Source organism: Methylolobus aquaticus (assembly GCF_054172105.1).
Genome location: NZ_JBSYXP010000027.1, coordinates 1 through 21,743, shown reverse-complemented (window position 1 = coordinate 21,743; position 21,743 = coordinate 1). Strand labels below are relative to the sequence as shown.

The following is a 21,743-nucleotide window of genomic DNA, read 5'->3' as shown; positions in this document are numbered from 1 at the left end:
TCCGGAAACAGCCAAGGGCAGCGATGCCACAAAGGCTATGAGTAGATTAGGACGCAGCCACCTGCGCATGACTTCGAACATAAGGCAACCCCCCGTTGTCTTAATTCTCGGAACATGGAATCGAAACCGAATCGCCCGATCACGCGGTTTGTTCGGCGAATTGGGCGACTGTTCCCCGGCACTTAATCCGGTTAATCCCGTATATCAGCGACCGGTACCGATATGCCGGCGCAAACACGATGACTCCATGTGATTAGCATGGATCCATCGCGGAACCTCGCATAACCAGCAGCGCCCTTGCGGCGTCACGGGCGTTATTAGAATGAAAGCTTGACGACGGTTGGATTTGAAGACCCTCCGCCCCCAGAAAGGTAACGGCGATATCCCGTCCGTGCGTCACAAAGATCGTCGAGACTGCACTCCGCCAGTCCATCGCACGATAAGCAAAGGGCCACACAGCGTCAACCCGTTCAGCCGGTGTATGAATTGTTTCCCGGGGCGGATTCCATGCCGCGTGTCCCCTGGCCGTTGTTTCGGCTTATTCCCGGGAAGATTTCCCGCGAATAGCGGTTGCGTATCGACGCGTTATGTTCTTCAGCTTGCGTGACCCCCAAGGCGCGAACGGCCCCCAGCTCAGTGCCGCACCGGAGCACCGAACCGCGCTTTCCAGTCTGCGGTAAGCCTCGTCACTTCGGCCTTCTGATCCGGCGTCAACTCCTTTTCGACCGCCGTAACATCGGCTTGGGCATCGGCCAGTCGATACCATTTCGCTGCCTCGACGGCGCTCCGTTCGACGCCGCGCCCGTCACGGTACAGGGTGCCGAGATTCTGCTGTGCCTCGGGATTCCCCTGCTCGGCAGCGCGTCGGAACCATAGCACCGCCTGGGTCGGGTCCGCCGGAACCCCCTGGCCATCCAGGAACAGGAAGGCCAGATTGAGCTGCGCCGCAACGATCCCGAGTTCGGCGTCCCGCCGGTACAATGCGGCGGCTCTTTCGAAATCGCCCGAGGAATAGGCCTGATCGGCTTCGGTCAAGCCCGGATGGTCGTCGCCCGCTACAGCCCATCCAGTGGGGGCCAAGGCCACCAACAGCAGTAAACCCGGCAGTAAACCCGAAACGCGCTGCTTCATTTGCAGAATCCCCTCGCCAAAACGCGCGAGTGTACAAGACCTCGCCGCCGCGGTTCACCCCACGAGGGGCCTCAAGCGGAATCGTGCGTAGCGGGTAAGGCGGCGCCGGCCGGCCCAAGGTCCTCGGCCGCTTCACCTGTTCTCCGTACCCAGATGTCGCGCTGGGGAAACGGGATTTCGATCCCTCGGGCGCGCAGACGGGACAGCAGGCTCTTGCGCAGATCGCTGGCAATCACTGCACGCTGCTCGATATCCGACACGAACACGCGCAGTTCGAAGTCGAGACTGCTGTCCCCGAAGGCCTGCAGCAATACCTTGGCCTCAGGCCATTTCAGCACCTTGTCATGCCGACACGCGCAATCCAGCAAAATCGCCTCGACCTCATCCGGATCGGACTGGTAGCCAACCCCGATCGCAATGTCGAGCCGGCCGCGCCGATTCTTGTAGGTCCAGTTGGTGACGGCCGTCTGCAACAGATCGGCATTCGGCACGATGACCGTCGCGCGATTGAAGGTTTCGATCTCGGTGGCACGGATGCTGATTCGCCGGACATTGCCTTCGATGCTGCCGACGACGATCCAGTCACCGATCTTGATGGGCTGTTCGGCCAGCAGAATCGCACCGGAAATGAAGTTATTCACGATGTTCTGCAGACCGAAGCCTATGCCCACGGATAAGGCCCCGGCGATCAGAGCCAACTGACCCAGGTCGATGCCCATGATGGACACAGCGGCCACGAACGCCAAAGCGATGCCGATATAGCCGGTCACGGCCCCGATCGCCGTGCGAACGCCGATGTCGATGTGCGCGTTCGGAAGGACGCTTTCCTCGAGATGCCGTTGCACGAAGCGCGTCACCAACACCAGCACGCTGAACACGGCGACGCCCAGCAGGATATCGCCCGGGACGATGCGGTGGTCGCCGACCGTGAAGCCGCCGACGGCAGCGTGGAGTGCCGACTCGATGCCGACCCAGGGGATGCCCCAGCTCACCAGAACACCGACGATGCCGATGGCGGCCAGGACGGCATCCGCACCGACCAGCAACCAAAAATTCAGCATGCCCAGCGACGTACGGGGCCGCGTCTCATGCCCCGTCAGCACGAAGGTCAACGCCTCGCGCGTCACCCCGCGAAACGCTGCCAGCACGACGATCAATAGCAGGCTCCACAGCGTACCACGCGTCAGGTAGACACCGAGGTTCCCATAACCGGCGGCAGTCGCCACGCAGGCAGCACCGAAAGCGACGGTCGTGAACCAGCGGGCCAGGAGCCAGATCGTCGCGATACGCTGCCGCTCGTCGGTCAGTTCGTCTGCTTGGGTCGTAGCATCGAACCGCAGGGCCTGCCATTCCCACAGCCGTCCCGGCAGCAAGGAGATCCCGATCAGAGTCAGCACCAGACTGAGCAGGAAGGTATGCACCGAGGCCATGGCCGGCGGGCGTCCGGCGAACTCGACGACCCGCGCAAACGGGAGATCGATGGCGAGCACGGTCACGAACAGTTGGAGGCGCCGGGACAGGAATCGAGCCGATTCAGCGGCCAGCGGCATCAGACGCCAGGCCGGGGTGCGCGGCCGGAATACTGCGCGCAGGATGGCGCCGAGCAGAAAATAAAAGGCGATGCCCAGGCTGATTCCAATGGGCTTGATTGTCTGCTCGCTGAACAGATGGTAGCGCTCCAGCGCGGTCCAGATCAGCGTCAGCCAGGCAATCGATAGGCAGGCAGGCAACAGACCGAGACTCAGGGCCACGATACCGGCTGCCCGGACCCGCCGCCGGTAACCGGGAGTGGTGTCGCCGACCGTCTGACCATGCCGCAGCAGCAGCCCGCGAGCCGCAGCGCCGCTGAGCCTGACGGCGACGGCCATCCCGATCGCCAGCAGCAACAGCACGGTGAGGGTCAGTTGCCACGAACCGAGCAACTGGCCCGTGCGCTGCAGTTCATTGTCGAAAGTACCGAATTCGTCGAAGGCCTGCGGCCACGTGCCCGGCACCAGGGGCGACGGGAGCTTGGCGGACAAATCCCTGGAGAACAGGCGCCGCTTGGTGAGCGTCAGCTTCACCCTGATGCCATCGCTACGCTCCACGACCAGATTGGCCTGCTTCTGCAGGCTCTCCAGCGCCGCCATGCTCTGATCGAGCTGGCGCCGCTGGCTCTGCACCTCATCCGACTCCGCGGGCTCACCTGCCGCCGGCTTGGCGCCGAGCGCGGCGATCAGGCGCCTGACTTCCCGGTTGCGCGCGTCCAACGCGACGCCCGCCTTCAGCGCCTCCTGGCGAGCCTGGTCGACCGCGGACCACAGCCCATCAACCTGCGCGGAGTCATCGATCCCGCCTTCCAACTGTCGCTGCACCGCATCGAGGGTATGGATCCAGCCCTCGACCGTCTGGGGTAGCACGTCCCCCGCCTCGGCGGCGGCATCGCGCGCAGTGGCCAGGCCGACAGCCGCCAGCACAAACGAAAACAACAGCAAAAGGGTCGGCAAAACGCGCAGGCGGCCGGCCAGGCCGGGGTGTTGCCGCGCTGTTGTCGAAACAAGCATCATGACTCTCCTTGTTCATCGAGCATCGCACCGCGCCCGCCACGCCCCGGGGTCGCCTCCCTGGGTGTAAAGGACACTGCGACGAGTCGCCTGCTCGGACGCACGCATCGTCACGCGGGATTTCGGGGGCAGCGCTCCATCCCGAACCCGGTCAGTGCGTGCAGAGATCCACACCGACCAATTCGCGGGCACGCTGGATGGCTTCTTCGTGCAACTCGGGAAGGGGGGAATCGAACAACGGACTGTGCATGCCCAGCGCTTCCCATTTCTCCCGTGCCAGGCTGTTGAAGGGTTCCAGTTCGACGCTCTCCAGGTTGGGGAACGTCCGGGCAAAGTCCCCGAGTGACCGCAGCACGGCATCATCGTCGGTGAAACCCGGGATCAGCACGTAGCGCAGACGCACCGGTGTCGGCTGGTCGCGGAGCGCGGCAATACTGCGCTGCATGGGCTTCCCACAGGCCTTGCAGAGCCGCGTGGCATCGGCCTCGGGCTTGAGCGAACACATGATCAGATCGACCGCCGCTGCCGCCGCCAACACCTTCTCTGGAGTCGCACAGGCCGAGGTGTCCAGCGCGACATGCCAACCCTCGTGCCGTGCCGCCGCACACAAGGCCATCACGAAATCGAACTGCAGCAGCGGTTCCCCACCGGTAATGGTCAAGGCGGGGCGCGACAGAAAGGAGCGGAACCGCTCCAGCCGGCGCATCAGATCGTCGAGCGTGATCAGCGTGCCGCCGGCCGCATCCCAGGTCTCCGGGTTGTGGCAAAACAGACAACCCACGGGACAGCCCTGCATGAACACGACGGCCCGGGTTCCCGGACCATCGAAGGTACTGAAAGACAGGAGCTGGTTGATCCGGCCTTGCATGCGGCTACATGCGCTCGAAGATCGTGCGTTCGATGACTTCCTGCTGCTGTTCCCGGCTGAGTCGATTGAACCGCACCGCGTAGCCCGACACCCGGATCGTCAGATTGGGGTACTTCTCCGGGTGATCCATCGCGTCGATCAGCATCTCGCGTCCGTACACGTTGACGTTCATGTGATGGCCGCCCGCGCCGAAATACCCGTCGATCAGACTAATCAGGTTGGCGCGGCGTGACGCCTCGCCGTCGCCCAGTGCCCGTGGGGTAATCGAGAAGGTGTAGGAAATGCCGTCGCGACAAATGTCGTATGGTAGCTTCGCGACCGAACGCATCGCCGCGACCACCCCGTTCCGCTCCCGGCCATGCATCGGATTCGCCCCCGGCGCAAAGGGCTTGCCTGCCTCGCGCCCGTCGGGCGTTGCGCCGGTCTTCGAGCCATAGACCACGTTCGATGTAATGGTCAGTACCGACAAGGTGGCTTTTGCCCGACGATAAATCGGCTGCCGGGACAGCAGGTCCTGAAAGGTCCGAACCACCCGCACCGCCAGCCCGTCGGCCCGGTCGTCGTCGTTGCCGTAGGCCGGGTACTCCCCGACGACCTCGAAACGCTCCGCGAGGCCGCTCGCGTTGCGCACCGGCCGGACCCGCGCATAACGCACCGCCGCCAGCGAATCGGCCACCACCGACAGGCCGGCCACCCCGAACGCCATGTTGCGGTTCGGGATCGAGTTGATCATAGCCATCTGCACACGTTCGTAATTGAACTTGTCGTGCATGTAGTGGATGCAGTTCATGGTCCGGCTGTACAGCGTCGCAAGCCATTCCAGCACCTTCTCGAAATTGGCCCAAACGCTCTCCCACTCCAGGTAGTCCCCCGGTAATTCAGGCACATCGACCACCGGCTCGCCGGTGAACTCGTCACGCCCGCCGTTCAAGGCGAGCAGCAGCGCCTTCGCCAGATTGACCCGGGCCCCGAAAAACTGCATGTCGTAACCGATCCGGGTGGCGCTGACACAGCAGCTGATGCCGTAGTCGTCACCGAAGATGGGACGCATCAGGTCGTCATTCTCGAACTGCAGCGCCGAGCTTTCGATGGCCATCTCGCTGCAGAACTGACGAAAGCCCCTGGGCAGACGCGGGCTCCACAGGACGGTCAGGTTGGGCTCAGGCGACGGGCCAAGATTCCGCAGGGTCTGCAGCCAGCGAAAGTCCGTTTTCGTCACCAGCGGCCGGCCGTCCTCACCCATCCCGCCCAGCGATTCCGTGACCCAGGTGGGATCGCCCGCGAAGAGCTGCTCGTATTCGGGCGTGCGCAGGTGGCGCACCAGCCGCAGCTTGATCGTGAGCTGATCGATCAGTTCCTGGGCTCCGGCTTCGTCGAGCCGCCCTTCGGCCATGTCCCGCGTGATATAGATGTCGAGAAAAGCGCTATTGTGGCCGAAGCTCATCGCGGCGCCGTTCTGCTCCTTCACCGCGCACAGATAGGCGAGGTAAAGCCATTGCACCGCCTCCTGGGCGGTCTCGGCCGGGCGGCTGATGTCGCAGCCGTACGCGAGGCCAAGCTGCGCCATCCGCTCCAGCGCCCGGATCTGATCGGCGATGTCCTCGCGCGTGTGGATCGCGAATTCATCGACGTTGTCCATGCGCTGCAGGTCGTCCTCCTTGTCCTGCATCAGTCGCGCCGTGCCGTAGAGAGGCACGCGGCGGTAGTCCCCAATCAACCGACCGCGGCCGTACGCGTCCGGCAGGCCGGTGATCAGCCCCAGTTTTCGAGCCTGCCGCATCGCCGGCGTGTAGTTCCGGAAAATGGCCTCGTTCTGCGTGCGCCGATAGCGCGTAAAGATCTTCGCCATCGCGGGATCGGGCGTGGCGCCATAAGCCTCGCAGGCAGCCTCGACCATCCGCCACCCGCCCCACGGATTGACCATGCGCTTCAGCGGTTGATCGGTCTGCAGACCGACGATGACTTCGAGTTCCTTCGCGATATAGCCCGGAGGCCAGGCCGTGATACCGGCGACGCGCTTGGTATCGATATCGAGCACCCCGCCCTTAGCCCGTTCCTGGCGCATCAAGTCCTCGCACGCGCCCCACAGTGCGGCCGTGCGCTCGGTGGTCTTCGCCAGAAACGCATCGCCGTCGTAATAAGGCGTGTAGTTCTCGCGGATGAAATCAGCGACCTCAACGCGCTTCTTCCAGAGCGTGCCATTGAACCCGCGCCACGCGACGCCGTTGTGCTGCATATCCACGATTATTCCTCGATTTCGTTTATCAGAGTTTTCGAGTGCGCCGGCCAGCTGGACCGAGTCGATGCGACACCCTGCCCCTCCGCGCAAAGCGCGCAAGATCGAGCCCTTCGCGCCATCCATTCGATGCCCGCTTTACCATCGCGCCAACCACTCGTCGACACCTTGGTCGATCAGTTGATAAACCCGGCGGAAGGTTTCGACCGATCGGCCGTACGGGTCGGGAATTTCGTTGTCGGACCAATGGCCCAGGCAGTAGATGCGCCCGCGCGCGAAGGGGGCCCGCTTTTCCAGCTCAGCCTTGTGCCAGTGCTCCATGACCAGCACCAGCGAAGAGTCCCGCAGCATGGACGTGCGAAGCGGTTGGGAGCGGTGCGTCGAGGCATCGATGCCGGACTGCACCAGCAACTCGGCCGCATCCGTGTAGATCTCCCGTCCTGGCTCGGCTCCGATGCCGGCCGACCAGCCCGTGGCTGCCAGGCCCTTCGACACGCGCCGGGCGTTCCACAAGGCCTCTGCCGTAGGACTGCGGCAGATGTTGCCGACGCAGACGAAAAGGACTCGATCCAACATGAGTCATCACTATACAGGTTCACACGATTCCGGGCGCCCACTCAGGCGGCGTTTTCTTAAGGAGGCGTCGCATCAACCCTGGCCGCGCGGTAAGCGCTCACACCCCTCTTGTTGCGGGAGGGACCGGGGAGACGAGACACGCCGTGAAGACATCCTTGTCGGCTCGGCTGCGGGGTCCGTCCCGCAGACGGTCCCGTCTCCCCGGTCCTCCTCCCGTTACCGATCCGAGGCGGTGTGAACGGTTACGCCGCGCACTGGATTTGGCAGAGGCCTCGGAACGGGCGCCCCGACCCTGTGCGAGGAGCGGTCGCACACTCGATCGGCTGGCATACCTCTCGCCCACGCCGCGCTCGCCGAAGAAACCGCTACCGGCTGCGCTTGAAAAGCATCGTGAAGACCGTGCGGGCAATGATCTCCAGATCCAGTTGCAACGACCGGTGACTGAGATAGTACAGATCGTATTCGAACTTTTCCTGGTAGGCAGCAAGATCCGACGTATGCCGGAACGCCACCTGAGCCCAACCGGTCAGTCCGGGTTTGACGTCCAGGCGTAGGCGATAGAACGGAATCTCACCTTCCGACGCCTTGATGAACATCTCCATTTCCGGACGCGGCCCAACGAGACTCATGTCGCCCTTCAGAACGTTCCACAGCTGGGGAATTTCGTCGATATGGGTGCGCCGCAGAAACTGTCCGATACTCGTGATGCGCGCTTCCTGTCGGTCGTGCCAATTTTCCGGGTCGCGGATCCCGACTTCCGGGCTTGCTTCGCGCATCGTGCGCAGCTTGTACATCGTGAAGGGCTGGCCGTGCTGGCCGATGCGCTGCTGCCTGAAGATCGCCGGCCCGGACGACTCCCTCCGAATCAGCATCACGGCGACAAGGAGCACCGGCAAGCTGAGCACCCCCAGGAACAAAGCCACAGCCTTGTCCAACAGCGTCTTGAGATGCGCCTGAGCAAAGCGGTTGCTGCGCAGGCATTCTTCGATCAACCAGCCGGCGTCGATCAAGTGATGCGGCACGCGCCCCGTAATGGCCTGATAAAGCCCGACCGCCGAAATCAGATGCACACCATTCAGGCGTTCGCGAACCAGCAATTCATTGACCTTGTGATTAGCGCGCGAATCGAGCGCGTAAATCATCAAGGTGACATCCCGCTGACGCCGGATATCCGGGATGTCCAGGGGCCTCCCCAAGTAGTCGAGTGCGCTCGGAGCCTCGGCAGAAGGCTTCTCGGCGACATAACCGATCGTATTGAAACCGAGTAGATGCCCGGCCTGGAGTTCATGGGCGATGCTGCGCATCAACAGGCGCGAGGCCGGTGTATCGCCGATGATGATCGCATTGCGGACGAAAACCTGAAATCGGAACAGCGACAGAGCCAGGCGCGAAAGATAGGTGAAGATGATCAGCAGCGCGGTGAACACCCAGAACTGAAAGGATGAATGAAAGAACGGATGTCCAATACCGCCTTGTATCTTCCCTATGACAGCCAGGATGAGACTGAAAATAGTGATTGCAACAAGCAGACGGATCGCAGCACGATAGTGACGAAAATCCCTGACCGTGTAGTAGAGGTCAAATACGAATGCAATTGCAATAAACGGTAATATGAGATAAATAACCGTAAAGTGGGTACGGATGTACTCACCGAAAGCAATATTGCTTGACAGGACCTCCGAAAGGAAACCGGAGGCCAACAAGGCGAAGATATCCATGACGGCCTGTATTGCGCCATCGTGCCTTTGAAATCGCTTACGCATTAACCACTTGAGATAAGGACCAGAGTGGGCCGCCAGGTGTCATTCGCAGGATCTGGCGACATAAGGGATTCCCCTATACACACCCGAAATAACTAGGCTTTTTCCTGCACTAAGGGGGAATTCTTAACCTGTCTCGAATAATGTAGCACATGATGAATGGCCGCCGCGAACACCAACACCCGGCAATCGCAGGTGGTTATTCAGCACCCTTTCTATAACCCCATGATCCCCAAAAAGAACCTAATCCAGGTTCGCCGAGAGGGCTCGGCTCCTGCAACGAAACCGGTGCCCACCCTGTAGGAGCCCAGCCCTCTGGGCGAACCGACCACCGCCCCCGACCAAGACCCATTCGCCGAGACGCCTCGGTTCCTACAATAAAGCCGATCCCCACCCTGTAGGAGCCCGGCCCTCGGGACGAACCCACCACCGCCCCCGATCGAAACCCCTTCGCCGAGAGGGCTCGGTGTTTACATCATTAAATGGACCAGGCCAGGCCCGACTACGCCCTGCGCGAAGAACGCGTTCCGAATATCCACATCGGGCAATTGCCGGGATGCGGTCGAACGCCTGTGGCACACCCCATTTTCATGCGATTGCCAGCGATGGCTCGGCCGTTTATGCTCCGACGCGAGCGAATTCCCGCGCTCTCTGCATTACCAACCCGGACTCAATTCACGGCGTACATACGCCAAAGCCAATCGAGGTAATCCATGCGTTCCACCCTCCCACGATCGAGACTGATTGCGTCAGGCGTACTCGCTGCATTGGCCGGAACCGGTCAGTACGCGCTTGCCGGCCCAGCTGACAACCGGCTCTGTATCGAAGAAACGGCTCCAGTCGGCGCACCATTGAGCGGAGGCTACGCCGACCTCTATGTGACCGATCAACGCCTAGGTAGCGCCCAGGTCTATGGCCGGGCGTGCTTCAAAAATCCCGCATTAGGCAACAGAGAGGAATGTTTTGCTGTCGATGGCGCGATGGTCGTTGACCCGGCGTGGAGCAATCAGGTGCAGATCTCACTGGCCGCATCGGCTCTGGCCAGCGTGCCGGCGGCCGCCACTTATCTCGGTTTCGCGCAGCAATCCCTCACCCTCGATGCGTCCACCTTGACGGGAACCTATCGGAATCTCGGCTCCCTGGTGCAAGCTGGGATCCCCACCGAAAGCTATTTCGAGGGTACGGCCAAGGGCATCGCCTGCCCGAAGCGCCCGGTACAAGACGAGAAGCGTGAGAGACGGATGAGTAACTTCATCCGCAAGATGGGCCGTCTGTAAGCCAGCTCCTGTAGAGCCTGCGTCAAACCTGCCCCCACATTTCGCTCCTGCAAGACCCTGCCGCAGCCTCACTTGACGAGCTCGGCGGGTCTGGCTGGATGAAATGGCTGTCTGATCGTTTTGCGCGATGCAAACCACGGCCAGACTCAAGCTGCGAGGCGCCTTTCTGACGGCTTGGGCTACCAAACGCAGGCTGGCAGATCGACGACATGTGCCAAAGCAATGCAGACACCCGCTCAGCGCGGAGACTCACCCCACGACGCGGGCCCTAATTCATGCTCGGGTAACTCATCACCGACAGTCGCGAACCATCCAGCACCCGACATACTCTTTAATGGCCTGGCTACTGCGGCGCAATGCATCGGCATCCGGCAACACATCCAAAAGGGTGGGCGAGCGTTCCTCTGCGGTGTAGTCAGCCGCCGCAGGTATGGCATCAATGCCGGCCAAGCGGGCTTCTGCGTGGGCACGTCGCATGTGCAGAGCCGAGGTGACCAGTAGCACACGAGAGAGACCGAGCTGATTCAGCAACGCCTTCGATCGTTGCATATTCTCACGCGTGTTGGCGCTCGCGGTCTCCATCAGGACAGACGAAGCGGGCACGCCCAGAGCGGTCAGCACCGACCGCATCGCCTCCGCCTCCGACATCGATGCGTTCAACCAAGGCAGGTTGCCCCCGCTGACTACGATCAGTGGCGCGCGGCCGGCATGATACAAGCGCGCCGCATGCCACAGGCGGTCCGCCGCACTCGCCAGATCCGGGTCCACCCGCGGCGGCCTCGGCGCCGTGACACAACCGCCCAACACCAGGATGGCATCGGCCTGCGGTGAACTCTCGGCACTGGCTGGCGGGAAACGTGCTTCCAGTGACCCGACGATCCCATCCGCCACCAGCGGCATCGCCCAGCCCCACAACCACAACAGGGAGACAGCGAGCAGAGCGCGGGCAAGTCTGACGCGCCGACAGAAAATCAACGCCATGAGCATCGCCAGCAGCGACTGCGTCAAGGGGTAGAGCAGCAAGGAAATCAATTTGACTACAAAGATCAATGCACCGACTCCCCGACCCCACCGCCCATTCTCCAGTCCCCGGTTCCTACAACAAAGCCAGCGCCCCTCCCTGTAGGGGCCCAGCCCCCAGGGCGAACCGACCACCGCTCCGAACCAAAACCTATTCGCCGAGAGGGCTCGGCTCCTACAGGGAACATCAATTAAAGCCATACGGCATCCCAGTGCGGATAGTCGGTCAGGCGCTGCACCAATCCTGCCCTTAACGGATTCGCCACCACGTACCGGGCAATCGCGAGCAGATCCTCGTCCCGGCGCACCGCATGATCGTGGAATCCGCGCTGCCAGATGGTACCGCCCAAGCGCTTCGCCGTTAACGCTTTGACCGCACGGACCACAACCGACAAGTCAGCATCCGCCCCAAGTTCCAGGAGCCAATGGAGATGGTCCGGCATGACAACGAAGGACAGGGTCCTGGCTCGCCCCAATTCCTGCTCCTGACGCAGGCCTCGGATCAAAATGCGCGCGGCGGGGAGATCGTCGAACACACGTTGACGATCCAGCGTCACCGCGGTAACCAGATAGATGCGCCCCGATTCCGAGTATCGGCCCTTGCGCAGGTCTCTTGCATGCCTGACCGCCCTCATACTTCCTCCGGCCCCCCCCTGGGCGAACCCACCACCGCCCCCGACCAAAACCCATTCGCCGAGAGGGCTCGGCTCCTACAAAAAACCGGTGCCCACCCTGTAGGGGCCCAGCCCTCTGGGCGAACCGACCACCGCCCCCGACCAAAACCCATTCGCCGAGAGGGCTCGGCTCCTACAAAAAACCGGTGCCCACCCTGTAGGAGCCCAGCCCCCTGGGCGAACCAACCACTGCCCTGGACCAAACCCCATTCGCCGAGAGGGCTCGGCTCCTACGACAAAACCAACGCCCACCCTGTAGGAGCCTAGCCCCCTGGGCGATCCAACCACCGCCCCCGACCGAAACCCATTCGCCGAGAGGGCTCGGCTCCTACAAAAAACCGGTGCCCACCCTGTAGGGGCCCAGCCCCCTGGGCGAACCAACCACTGCCCTGGACCAAACCCCCTTCGCCGAGAGGGCTCGGCTCCTACAAAAAAACGGTGTCCGCCCTGCGGGCCTTCCGACCCTCGGGGCGAACACCAGTCCACCGGGGGTGGTTGGCCGGAATGGGCTCCGGCCGACCACCGCCTCGCTCACTCTGCTGGCTCACTTTGGATCAGGGAGGTAAGGCATATCGGCCAAGCTCTTGGCTTTGAAGAACTTCGCCGCAAGAATCGCGCAGGGGATAAAGGCATCGCCGTGGGTCATGCTCTCCTGCGGGCCTAGATCACCGGAAACCATGCCGTTGAATCCCATCCAGCCGACACGCAAGCGGCCGAACTTCTTCGCCCGCATCAGCTCGATGGTGTTCTGCGCGTTACCCTGCGCGAAGGGAGCCGGAAGCCCCTTCTCGTCGAGATAGGGCTTCGGTAAGGCATAGTCGGAGCCGGCAAACGTTACCAGCGGGTCCTGAATCACACCCAACAGATAGACTGGTGTTTTGGGCCTCCAGTCGGTATTGTCGTTTTCCGCCCACAGCGCCAGCGCCGGAAAGCTCGTATCCCCAGTTCTGATCGCAGCGATCAACTCCGGCTGCAACAGTTTTTCGGGATGCGGCGGCTCCGGCGAGAGCGTCACGTAGCCCAAGGGCATCGCACTCGTCAGCAGGCGGGCCGCCACCGTCGCGTCGGATTGCGCTCCCGGGAACAGGCCCCTCGTCTGGGAGGCGAATGCTGGCTTTAGCAGGCCTGAAGTCGGCTGAAAAGTCAGCTGTGCGGTCGACACGCCCGCGAATGCCATCAGCAGCGGTTTCGCCATGACGTTTTGGGTGATCGTCAGCGGCGGTTGCTTGGCAACGAAGGACTTCGCCGTAGCCGAACTCATATCGTACGGCCCGGACATCGGCGCGGTGGCCGTGGGTTGCAAGCTCGGGTCACCCGTCTCCTGAAGGGCGCGAGCGAGCCACAAGGCATTTCCTCCGCCCTCGCTATACCCGGTGACAAACAGATCAGCGCCGACAGTCCGGCCGTGCGCCGCCATGAGTTCACGGACAGCCAGGATCATGTCCTGCCCCGCCATCGCGTTGAGCTTCCCCAGCGCGTAGGGATGGGGCTGGCGGTTGACGCCGTAACCCAGGTAGTCGGGCATGGCGATCACATAGTTTTCGCCACCAAAAGCTGTGACCGCCCCGTAGACTTCCATCTCGCGGTCGCTCGGCGCGTTGCTGCGCTGTGCGGTCGTGGCATGCATATACGCGATGATGCCGCCAGAGGCATCACCGACCGAAGTGCCATCAGCTGCCGCGGGCAAGGCAGCGAGTCCGCTCAGTACCGTGGGTCGCCCAGTCACGTCGGTAGAGTTGTAGGTAAGGCTATACAAGTCCATGCCTTGGGTGGGTTCATCCAATCCTTCAAGATCATCGCCATTCGGCAACTTGATCGGTTTCAAACTGATCTGAAGGTTGATCAGGAAGCGCGCCAATAAGATCGTTTCCTTCGGAACACGTTGTACAAGTTTGGCGCTTCTGAGATAGCGGCTCGTCGATGCGGTGATCGCCTGCGACGATATCGCGGCGTCTTTTGTCACAGGTTTCAAGCCGGCGTACACGCCGTTCCATGGTCCGGATATGTCAGTGGCTGTGGCCAGACTGGCAAAACCCAGACAGCCCAGCACGACCAGATGTAGCGATTTCATTGAGATTCTCCGAATGCTGAGGAAATCACATGTAGCGGCAATCAGCCCGCTATCACGTGGCAAGTCTAGGTCACCTGACGAACCTCGCCCGGAGACACGACCTCAACAGGAGATCACTGGGATTGACAGGGTACGAGTTGACTGAGAGACAGAAGGCGAAGACCTGCGAGCATCGCGTTCAAGGGCTCGGATGAGTGACTTGAGCCGATCCCCCGCGACCGACTGCCAAGTTCAGTCGATGATCGCAAGGCGCTCGGCTCCTACAACAAAACCAGCGCCCACCCTGTAGGAGCCCAGCCCCCTGGGCGAACCAACCACCGCCCTGAACCAAAACCCATTCGCCGAGAGGGCTCGGCTCCTACAACAAAGCCGGCGCCCCACCCGGTAGGAGCCCAGCCCCCTGGGCGAACCGAGCGCCGCCCCCGTGCCTGCCATTGACCCGCTGCTCCACATCGAATTCGAGCAGTCGAACCGAGCGCTGGCAGCAAGCCCGAATGACCTGCTGAACGATTCGGGATAAATCCGTTGAGCGGGGACGCGCTCCTGCCAACGGTGTCAACTTTGCCGGAAAATCGCATCCAACGAGTCCGCGTCGAGGATACGATCGGCCCACAGTTCCAGCCGGTCGGTTGACGCCTGACTCAACTGCATCTCAACCCAGTCGGGCAACGGACCAAAACGGCGCGCTAACTGACGGCGCAAGATCTGCGCTTCGCCCTGAGAAATGCCTCGTTCGAGCCCCTGCTCGAGCCCCTGCTCGAGCCCCTGCTCGAGACCCTGCTGCTTCCACTCTTCGGTCCACTGTTTCACACGTTCCGCCAACATGCTCTGCACCTCTTGAATATCTTCAAACTCCTCGAGTTCGACCCCAGGAATCCTCGCCGGCAGCAACACCCGCCGCATCCACACCGCGAAGGCGCGCCGCACCGAGCGTTGGGCCGGCTCCTGCAACCAGTCAATCAAACACGCCAAAACCTCTCGGATATCCTCCGGACCGCGGCTCGCCTCCAGCCGAAATAACGCCGCCGCCAGATTCTTCATCCCGCTCAAATCGCTCTCGGCGATCCGGGCCTCGTCCAGAAGCAAGTAATGGAACTGCGGCCGGTAAAGCAACAGATCCCGGCTCGGCGCCGCCTCAATTAGTTCGCTGATCTCCAGCGGTGCCGTCCAGCGCGCTTGGCCGTTGTACAGCACCAACGGCAACACCGGCGGCAAGCGTCCGTGGCGTGTCAACTGACCGCCACGTTCCAGATGCTGGTATAGCAGGCCCACGTACACCATCATCCGGAGCGCCATGAACGGATCGACCGTGGACTGGAACTCGATCGCGAGATAGACGTACAACCACTCGTCCCGGAATCTGACCCTCCACACCACGTCATCAGAACGCTTCACCAAGTGCTCGCTGACGAAGTTACCGTTCTCAATTTCCAGGGTCGAGAAATCAACGTCGCCGAGCCACTCCTCATGCACGAACCCGCGTAGCAGGTCTTCGACCATCGCCGGGTTACTGAAGAGCAGCTTGTAGCTCGGATCGTGTTGCATGTGAGCTCCACACGGGACTGTTAAGCGCTTTCCACTTATCCGCCCTTATCTACCTGAAGGCGATTGTACGAGTTCAGCCTGCGGCCACCAACCGCACGTCCGTAGAGCCAGCGCCCACCCCGTAGACGCCCAGCCCCCTGGGCGAACCGACCGCCGTCCCGATCAAAACCCATTCGCCGAGAGGGCTCGGCTCCTACAATAAACCAACGCCCACCCTGTAGGAGCCCAGCCCCCTGGGCGAACCAACCACCGCCCCGGACAAAACCCCATTCGCCGAGAGGGCTCGGCTCCTACAGGGAACATCAATTAAAGCCATACGGCATCCCAGTGCGGATAGTCGGTCAGGCGCTGCACCAATCCTGCCCTTAACGGATTCGCCACCACGTACCGGGCAATCGCGAGCAGATCCTCGTCCCGGCGCACCGCATGATCGTGGAATCCGCGCTGCCAGATGGTACCGCCCAAGCGCTTCGCCGTTAACGCTTTGACCGCACGGACCACAACCGACAAGTCAGCATCCGCCCCAAGTTCCAGGAGCCAATGGAGATGGTCCGGCATGACAACGAAGGACAGGGTCCTGGCTCGCCCCAATTCCTGCTCCTGACGCAGGCCTCGGATCAAAATGCGCGCGGCGGGGAGATCGTCGAACACACGTTGACGATCCAGCGTCACCGCGGTAACCAGATAGATGCGCCCCGATTCCGAGTATCGGCCCTTGCGCAGGTCTCTTGCATGCCTGACCGCCCTCATACTTCCTCCGGCCCCCCCCTGGGCGAACCCACCACCGCCCCCGACCAAAACCCATTCGCCGAGAGGGCTCGGCTCCTACAAAAAACCAACGCCGCACCCTGTAGGAGCCCGCCATCCGGGCGATCAGACCACTTAATTGGGGTGGAAGCCCAGACCCCAAAAAACGCCGTGAGGCAAGTTGCGGTCTTTACCCGGTAGTAAGTGGGAGATTTCGCACGCGGATGGTCTTTTCGGTAACGGTCACCATCGCGCCTCGCTGAATTTGAGCTTCGATTCTCGACCAGATGACGAGAAGGAGCGCTGCGACTTCCCTACCCTTCAAGCCCTCCTGGCGAATGCGAATCACTGAAGGACCGGATTCGTTAGCGACTGCAAGCAGAGTGTGAAAATCGGCATCCAGGGTGACAACAGTTCTGTCTTGAGCAAGCGCAAAGTTTAAAATGGTGCGGTCGCTGGATTGACTCATCCCCCCAGCTCCCTAACATGTACCACGTCCCAACCCGATTCCCGGAGTACCGCAGCGGCGGACCTCGGGAGACCCTGATCCAGAAGAATCCGATTCACGCAGCTTCCACAGGCAAAACCTCATCGGCCAGGCTGAGAGCAGCAAATGCCAGCGCTTGGCGAATGTCTTCATCCTCCAACTCCGGGTATTCCGCTTTGAGTTCCGCACGGTCTGGGTACAAGGCGACCGCTTCAACGACGCGCCGAACCGTTAGCCGCATGCCACGCATGCAAGGCTGCCCGTTCATGATTTCAGGGTTCACCGTGATTCGATCCAGCTTCATAAGCACCTCGTTTGAACGTTCAACGCATTGCGTTTGACTTTGGGCTTTCTTACAGAGACACCGAAGCTATCATGCATTCAGTGCGCTGGAACATCGCCGTGTCGCCGGATACGGATCGGTCCGTGCGCATGTTCATCGCTGCGCACGGCACACCTTCTCGCGCGTAGCACCATCCATGGCGCCAGAGGTCATCACACTCTACTCCTCTGACGCCGTCCCTCGTGCTCGTACAGCGGTGCCCACCATTGTGAAGCACGCCACTCCGCCAGAGGATACAACGTATCCGCGAAAGCATCGCGCAGCGACACCCGGGCTACCTCGGCGACCTGCTCGGCGCCGAGCACCTCGGGTGCAATGCGCGCTTGGCCCGGTTGGTGATCCTCGGCCCAGCCGCCACACCGGCGGAAGCCCGCGCCCTGGCGACTGAACGAAATATCACCGCCGACCCGCTGGAAACCCGCGACCTGATCGAGACGACTTTGGTATCGGAATGCCCCCATGGGTCCCGCAAGGAGATCCGCGACATGCTGCAGCTACCGATCACCGATGAGAAAAAGCCCCGCGTTTTGCCAGGAGGTCTTCGCCGTGGGGCGCGACGAAGCTGAACGCGCAGTAATTCCGTGACAGCTCGTCCGGCGCTGCCATCCCCAACGTGTCCGATGTGTTTCAGGCTTCACCCTCTCCTAGCAGGCTCGCCGCCGGTTCCCCGCCGCATCGAGTTCGTCATCCTGCGGACTGCCAGTTCGCCTCCAGTTGCTCCCCACCCCGCCTCACGACGACGCAGTGACCTTCAGCTACGGGGTCATGGCTTGCCCCGACACGGACTTCCACCGTGCTATGTGTGCGCCTCCACGAGCGCACTAGGAGGCCAGCCCCCTGGGCGAACCAACCACCAACCCGAACCAAAACCCATTCGCCGAGAGGGCTCGGCTCCTACAAAAAACCAACGCCCACCCTGTAGGAGCCCAGCCCTCTGGGCGAACCGACCACCGCCCCAGACCAACGTCCATTCGCCGAGAGACCTCGGCTCCTACAACAAAACCGATCCCCACCCTGTAGGAGCTCAGCCCCCTTGGCGAACCAACCACCGCCCCGATCAAAACCCCTTCGCCGACAGGGCTCGGCTCCTACAACAAAACCGGCGCCCACCCGGTAGGAGCCCGCCATGCGGGCGACCAGACCACCGCCCAGGACCAAACCCCATTCGCCGAGAGGGCCCAGCCCCAACAACAAAAGCCGATGCCCCACCTTGTAGGACCCCAGCCCCCTGAGCGAACACACCACCGTCCCAGTCCGAAACCCCATTCGCGGAGAGGGCTCGGCTCCTACAAAAAAACCAGCGCCCACCCGGTAGGAGCCCGCCATGCGGGCGATCAGACCACCGCCCCCGACCAAAACCCATTCGCCGAAACCGCCCGGCTCCTACAACAAAACCGGCACCCCATCTGTAGGAGCCCAGCCCTCCGGGCGAACCGACCACTGCCCTGCTCAATGCCCATCCGCCGAGAGGGCTCGGCTCCTTCAAAACAACCGAAGCCCCACCCTGTAGGAGCCCGCCACGCGGGCGACCAGACCACCGACCCCGTTCAAAACCCATTCGCCGAGAGGGCCCAGCCCCAACAACAAAACCGATGCCCACCCTGTAGGAGCCCAGCTCCCTGGGCGAACACACCACCGCCCCGGACCACACCCGAATGGCCCGAAACAGCCCGCCTCCTACAAAAAACCGGCAATCCGTCCATCCGAATCCCGCGTTTCCTCGCTCTTCCCGCCCTTACTCCCAACCCCCTGGTCTTGTAAACTACCGGCAATCTGGCCACCTGCGGGTCTTCCGCAACCGGCACGACCTTGGCGAACGAAACACCGCCAACAGGTCACCCCAACGCCTGCCGCCCCACCGATCGCCGGTCTACACACACCCATGGTTCCCTACGAACAACTCCTCGCGACACTCCCTGAGTCACCGAAAACCTGGCTGGTCACGGGTGCCGCCGGTTTCATCGGCAGCAACTTGACGGAAGCCTTGCTGAAACTCAACCAGCGAGTGGTCGGACTCGACAACTTTGCGACAGGACACCAGCGCAATCTGGACGAAGTGCAGCGACTTGTGACGCCCGAGCAGTGGGCGCGGTTCCACTTCATCAAGGGCGACATTCGCAATCTCGAAGACTGCCGGCAGGCCATGACCTGGCGCCGACAGGCTTCGGCCCTCGCCCCTGCATCCGCGAGCGTCGACTACGTGCTACATCAAGCCGCCCTGGGCAGCGTGCCGCGCAGTCTGAAGGACCCGATCACAACCAACGAAACCAACGTCAGCGGCTTCCTGAACATGCTTGTGGCGGCACGGGATGCTGCGGTGAAAACCTTCACCTATGCCGCCAGCAGCAGCACTTACGGGGACCACCCCGGCTTACCCAAGGTCGAGGACCGTATCGGCAAGCCCCTGTCACCTTACGCCGTCACGAAATACGTCAACGAACTGTACGCCGACGTCTTCGCCCGCAGCTATGGCTTCCAGACGATTGGCCTGCGCTATTTCAACGTGTTCGGACCACGTCAGGATCCCGACGGCGCGTACGCCGCCGTCATTCCGCGGTGGATTGCGGCCATGATCATCGGCGCGGATGTGCGCATCAACGGCGACGGCGAAACCAGCCGGGACTTCTGTTTCATCGACAACGTCGTCCAGGCCAACTTATTGGCCGCCACCACAACGGCTGCCGACGCCCGCAACCAGGTCTACAACGTCGCGGTTGGTGAACGGACCACCCTTAACCAATTGTTCGAACTGTTGCGCGCTGAACTGAAGGAGCACGACGTGTGCTGCGACAAAGCCGCCATCTACGACGACTTCCGGGCCGGTGACGTGCGCCACTCGCTGGCCGACATCACCAAGGCTGGACAATTACTCGGCTATGCCCCCGAGTATCCCATCCGCGCGGGCATTCGCAGATCCATGCCATGGTATCTGCAATTCCTTCGCGGTTGAGGATACAGGCAGGGCAATCGCGCATGAAGCCTCCGAGCGATTTCGTGCGCACAGCGCACGCTACGAGATGCCCCTGCTTTAGCGTGCGCCGTGCGCACGAAACGCCCCCCATGCGGAGGCGGTTTCTGGTAATCCCTGCCGGCAAGATGCGCTTCAGGAAGCCCCTTTGGCCTTCATGCGATTACCCTGAGGATACAGGGACTCGTTGCGCAACCGTCTGCGGCTGCGGACAAGACGAGCCCGCGAATCCCCGCCCCCGCCGGTCCCTTGCTAGCGGGATGCCCCCCGGTCGACCTGCCGTGCCACCGGGCGTCAGCGCCCCCCGGAGCGACCCGGCTCATCTCCCCTAGCGAAATACGACACAGGCCCGTGCGGAAACTGCGCTCGTCATCGCTGTTGTGTTGTGCAGCCTATTTCAGTAACTTCGACGCCCCAAGCGCCAAGACCAGCAGCAGCCCGTGACAAAGAGCGGCGGCAATGCTCAATTGGATGGCTGGCGCGAGTTCCCGCGGCCGAGTGGCAAGCCGCAGTACCAACCGTGCCGCACGCACTGACAACAACGCAGGAATAAGGGCGATAACCGAAACCCCGGGGAGCGCGCCCCGTGTAATGCCCGCGAAAGTCCAAAGGTAGGCCATTCCAGCAATGACGGCATAGCCCCAACGCGCAATCCGCGGCCCAAGCCGGACGACCCAGGTTCGCTTACCGGCGGCCTCGTCGGCGTTTTTATCCGGAAACTGGTTGATGAAGAGGATGTTTGTTACCAGCAGGGCATAGCTCGCGGTAACTTCCAGCGGCATGACAGCCCAGTGTCCGCGTTGAACGAAGTCAGCGCCAACGGCCACCAGCGAAAATCCTGACCAGACACAGAGTTCGCCAAATCCACGCGCATTGAGCATCAGGGGCGGTGCCGAATAGGCCCAGCCGATCGCGAGGCCCAAAGCACCCACGATGAGCAATCCTGCCCCCGACGCCCATGCCAGGAGGATTACAGCCAGCGCTACCAGTCCCAGTAGTGCGGTCCCATACAGCAATGTCTCTCGCGGACTGAAGACGCCGTTCTGAATGAACCGGCTGCCACCGGTGAACGGAAAAACCCGATCGGTGTTGAGAGCATCCGTGCCATTCAACGCATCGTAGTAATCGTTCATGACGTTGACCCCCGCGTGCGCGACCAGCGCGAAGACCACAGTGGCGCCCGCGGTTACAACATTCAGTTCGATACCGGAAGCGAACACCGTGGCGAGCCCAATCAGCACCGCGACCAACGTGACCGAAAGAAAACCTGGGCGCGTGGCGAGAAAACAGCGCAACCCTCGATTAGGGAGTGTCGCGAGAGTCGGTTCAGAGGGCAAAGTTCATCTCTTCTTGGGAGCGCGTCGCCATATGGCAAATCAGCCGGACAGGTACCCGTTAGGCGGCCTGCGTGGAGATGGATCGTAAGCGCTCCACAAACCCCAGGCTATGCGGTGCGGATCAGGTGGTGATCAAATCCGCGGGTGGGCAGTTCCAGGG

General features: G+C 62.0%; 19 protein-coding genes. 4 read left to right on the top strand and 15 right to left on the bottom strand.

What is annotated here, in order from left to right:
* Window positions 1-633: 633 nt before the first annotated feature.
* The 6 genes from ACW73L_RS21625 to ACW73L_RS21600 form a co-directional block, all read right to left on the bottom strand.
* Window positions 634-1,131 (bottom strand): tetratricopeptide repeat protein, encoded by a 498-nt coding sequence (locus tag ACW73L_RS21625; protein WP_498924613.1) that lies wholly within the window; start codon window positions 1,129-1,131, stop codon window positions 634-636.
* 71 nt (window positions 1,132-1,202) lie between these two features.
* A complete protein-coding gene (locus tag ACW73L_RS21620; protein ID WP_498924612.1) occupies window positions 1,203-3,674 on the bottom strand; it encodes a DUF3772 domain-containing protein in 2,472 nt (823 codons plus the stop codon).
* A 151-nt stretch (window positions 3,675-3,825) separates the two neighbouring features.
* The gene (locus tag ACW73L_RS21615) at window positions 3,826-4,542 is read right to left on the bottom strand and encodes a radical SAM protein (protein ID WP_498924611.1); all 717 of its coding nucleotides are present in this window, start codon (window positions 4,540-4,542) and stop codon (window positions 3,826-3,828) included.
* A 4-nt stretch (window positions 4,543-4,546) separates the two neighbouring features.
* A complete protein-coding gene (gene pflB / locus ACW73L_RS21610) occupies window positions 4,547-6,778 on the bottom strand; it encodes a formate C-acetyltransferase (RefSeq protein ID WP_498924623.1) in 2,232 nt (743 codons plus the stop codon).
* A gap of 138 nt (window positions 6,779-6,916) precedes the next feature.
* Entirely contained in the window at window positions 6,917-7,354 is a 438-nt protein-coding gene (locus ACW73L_RS21605; protein ID WP_498924610.1) for a low molecular weight protein-tyrosine-phosphatase, read from the bottom strand.
* 365 nt (window positions 7,355-7,719) lie between these two features.
* A complete protein-coding gene (locus tag ACW73L_RS21600; RefSeq protein ID WP_498924609.1) occupies window positions 7,720-9,072 on the bottom strand; it encodes a sugar transferase in 1,353 nt (450 codons plus the stop codon).
* Between the two features lie 755 nt (window positions 9,073-9,827).
* On the opposite strand from ACW73L_RS21600, the gene ACW73L_RS21595 reads away from it, so the two are divergent.
* Window positions 9,828-10,391, top strand: coding sequence for a hypothetical protein (locus ACW73L_RS21595; RefSeq protein WP_498924608.1), 564 nt, complete (start codon window positions 9,828-9,830; stop codon window positions 10,389-10,391).
* 291 nt (window positions 10,392-10,682) lie between these two features.
* Here the strand turns inward: ACW73L_RS21595 and ACW73L_RS21590 are convergent, their stop codons facing one another.
* From ACW73L_RS21590 to ACW73L_RS21555, 8 genes are all read right to left on the bottom strand, one after another.
* Window positions 10,683-11,441 carry a YdcF family protein gene (locus ACW73L_RS21590; RefSeq protein WP_498924607.1) on the bottom strand — a complete coding sequence of 253 codons (759 nt, stop codon included), beginning with the start codon at window positions 11,439-11,441 and terminating at the stop codon, window positions 10,683-10,685.
* A gap of 161 nt (window positions 11,442-11,602) precedes the next feature.
* A complete protein-coding gene (locus ACW73L_RS21585) occupies window positions 11,603-12,046 on the bottom strand; it encodes an REP-associated tyrosine transposase (protein WP_498924604.1) in 444 nt (147 codons plus the stop codon).
* Window positions 12,047-12,629: 583 nt separating this feature from the next.
* On the bottom strand, window positions 12,630-14,156 hold the full coding sequence (locus tag ACW73L_RS21580; protein WP_498924606.1) for an alpha/beta hydrolase family protein: 1,527 nt from the start codon (window positions 14,154-14,156) through the stop codon (window positions 12,630-12,632).
* A 555-nt stretch (window positions 14,157-14,711) separates the two neighbouring features.
* The gene (locus ACW73L_RS21575) at window positions 14,712-15,701 is read right to left on the bottom strand and encodes an Rpn family recombination-promoting nuclease/putative transposase (RefSeq protein WP_498924605.1); all 990 of its coding nucleotides are present in this window, start codon (window positions 15,699-15,701) and stop codon (window positions 14,712-14,714) included.
* Window positions 15,702-16,007: 306 nt separating this feature from the next.
* On the bottom strand, window positions 16,008-16,451 hold the full coding sequence (locus tag ACW73L_RS21570) for an REP-associated tyrosine transposase (protein ID WP_498924604.1): 444 nt from the start codon (window positions 16,449-16,451) through the stop codon (window positions 16,008-16,010).
* Between the two features lie 187 nt (window positions 16,452-16,638).
* Window positions 16,639-16,917, bottom strand: coding sequence for a DUF5615 family PIN-like protein (locus ACW73L_RS21565; RefSeq protein WP_498924603.1), 279 nt, complete (start codon window positions 16,915-16,917; stop codon window positions 16,639-16,641).
* Window positions 16,914-17,015 (bottom strand): DUF5615 family PIN-like protein, encoded by a 102-nt coding sequence (locus tag ACW73L_RS21560; RefSeq protein WP_498924602.1) that lies wholly within the window; start codon window positions 17,013-17,015, stop codon window positions 16,914-16,916. Before ACW73L_RS21560 ends, ACW73L_RS21565 begins: the two co-directional genes overlap by 4 nt.
* Entirely contained in the window at window positions 17,012-17,239 is a 228-nt protein-coding gene (locus ACW73L_RS21555; RefSeq protein WP_139556676.1) for a DUF433 domain-containing protein, read from the bottom strand. The genes ACW73L_RS21560 and ACW73L_RS21555 overlap by 4 nt, the downstream gene beginning before the upstream one ends.
* 71 nt (window positions 17,240-17,310) lie before the next feature.
* Here ACW73L_RS21555 and ACW73L_RS21550 point away from each other — a divergent pair, with 71 nt between their 5' ends.
* The 3 genes from ACW73L_RS21550 (at window position 17,311) to ACW73L_RS21540 (ending at window position 20,228) form a co-directional block, all read left to right on the top strand.
* The gene (locus tag ACW73L_RS21550) at window positions 17,311-17,406 is read left to right on the top strand and encodes a ribbon-helix-helix domain-containing protein (RefSeq protein ID WP_498924601.1); all 96 of its coding nucleotides are present in this window, start codon (window positions 17,311-17,313) and stop codon (window positions 17,404-17,406) included.
* Between the two features lie 105 nt (window positions 17,407-17,511).
* Window positions 17,512-17,844, top strand: a complete 333-nt coding sequence (locus tag ACW73L_RS21545) for a DUF2887 domain-containing protein (RefSeq protein WP_498924622.1) — start codon at window positions 17,512-17,514, stop codon at window positions 17,842-17,844.
* Window positions 17,845-19,160: 1,316 nt separating this feature from the next.
* Window positions 19,161-20,228 carry an SDR family oxidoreductase gene (locus ACW73L_RS21540; protein WP_498924600.1) on the top strand — a complete coding sequence of 356 codons (1,068 nt, stop codon included), beginning with the start codon at window positions 19,161-19,163 and terminating at the stop codon, window positions 20,226-20,228.
* A gap of 410 nt (window positions 20,229-20,638) precedes the next feature.
* Here ACW73L_RS21540 and ACW73L_RS21535 read toward each other — a convergent pair whose 3' ends face one another.
* Entirely contained in the window at window positions 20,639-21,487 is an 849-nt protein-coding gene (locus ACW73L_RS21535) for a prenyltransferase (protein WP_498924621.1), read from the bottom strand.
* Window positions 21,488-21,743: the final 256 nt, after the last annotated feature.

Bases quoted from the DNA above. Each gene is read 5' to 3' on its own strand.
- ACW73L_RS21540 (WP_498924600.1), top strand. From the start codon at position 19,161: ATGGTTCCCTACGAACAACTCCTCGCGACACTCCCTGAGTCACCGAAA.
- ACW73L_RS21555 (WP_139556676.1), bottom strand. From the start codon at position 17,239: ATGAAGCTGGATCGAATCACGGTGAACCCTGAAATCATGAACGGGCAG.
- ACW73L_RS21625 (WP_498924613.1), bottom strand. From the start codon at position 1,131: ATGAAGCAGCGCGTTTCGGGTTTACTGCCGGGTTTACTGCTGTTGGTG.
- ACW73L_RS21575 (WP_498924605.1), bottom strand. From the start codon at position 15,701: ATGCAACACGATCCGAGCTACAAGCTGCTCTTCAGTAACCCGGCGATG.
- ACW73L_RS21550 (WP_498924601.1), top strand. From the start codon at position 17,311: ATGCATTCAGTGCGCTGGAACATCGCCGTGTCGCCGGATACGGATCGG.
- ACW73L_RS21570 (WP_498924604.1), bottom strand. From the start codon at position 16,451: ATGAGGGCGGTCAGGCATGCAAGAGACCTGCGCAAGGGCCGATACTCG.
- ACW73L_RS21585 (WP_498924604.1), bottom strand. From the start codon at position 12,046: ATGAGGGCGGTCAGGCATGCAAGAGACCTGCGCAAGGGCCGATACTCG.
- ACW73L_RS21620 (WP_498924612.1), bottom strand. From the start codon at position 3,674: ATGCTTGTTTCGACAACAGCGCGGCAACACCCCGGCCTGGCCGGCCGC.
- ACW73L_RS21605 (WP_498924610.1), bottom strand. From the start codon at position 7,354: ATGTTGGATCGAGTCCTTTTCGTCTGCGTCGGCAACATCTGCCGCAGT.
- pflB (WP_498924623.1), bottom strand. From the start codon at position 6,778: ATGCAGCACAACGGCGTCGCGTGGCGCGGGTTCAATGGCACGCTCTGG.
- ACW73L_RS21565 (WP_498924603.1), bottom strand. From the start codon at position 16,917: ATGAGTCAATCCAGCGACCGCACCATTTTAAACTTTGCGCTTGCTCAA.
- ACW73L_RS21600 (WP_498924609.1), bottom strand. From the start codon at position 9,072: ATGGATATCTTCGCCTTGTTGGCCTCCGGTTTCCTTTCGGAGGTCCTG.
- ACW73L_RS21595 (WP_498924608.1), top strand. From the start codon at position 9,828: ATGCGTTCCACCCTCCCACGATCGAGACTGATTGCGTCAGGCGTACTC.
- ACW73L_RS21615 (WP_498924611.1), bottom strand. From the start codon at position 4,542: ATGCAAGGCCGGATCAACCAGCTCCTGTCTTTCAGTACCTTCGATGGT.
- ACW73L_RS21580 (WP_498924606.1), bottom strand. From the start codon at position 14,156: ATGAAATCGCTACATCTGGTCGTGCTGGGCTGTCTGGGTTTTGCCAGT.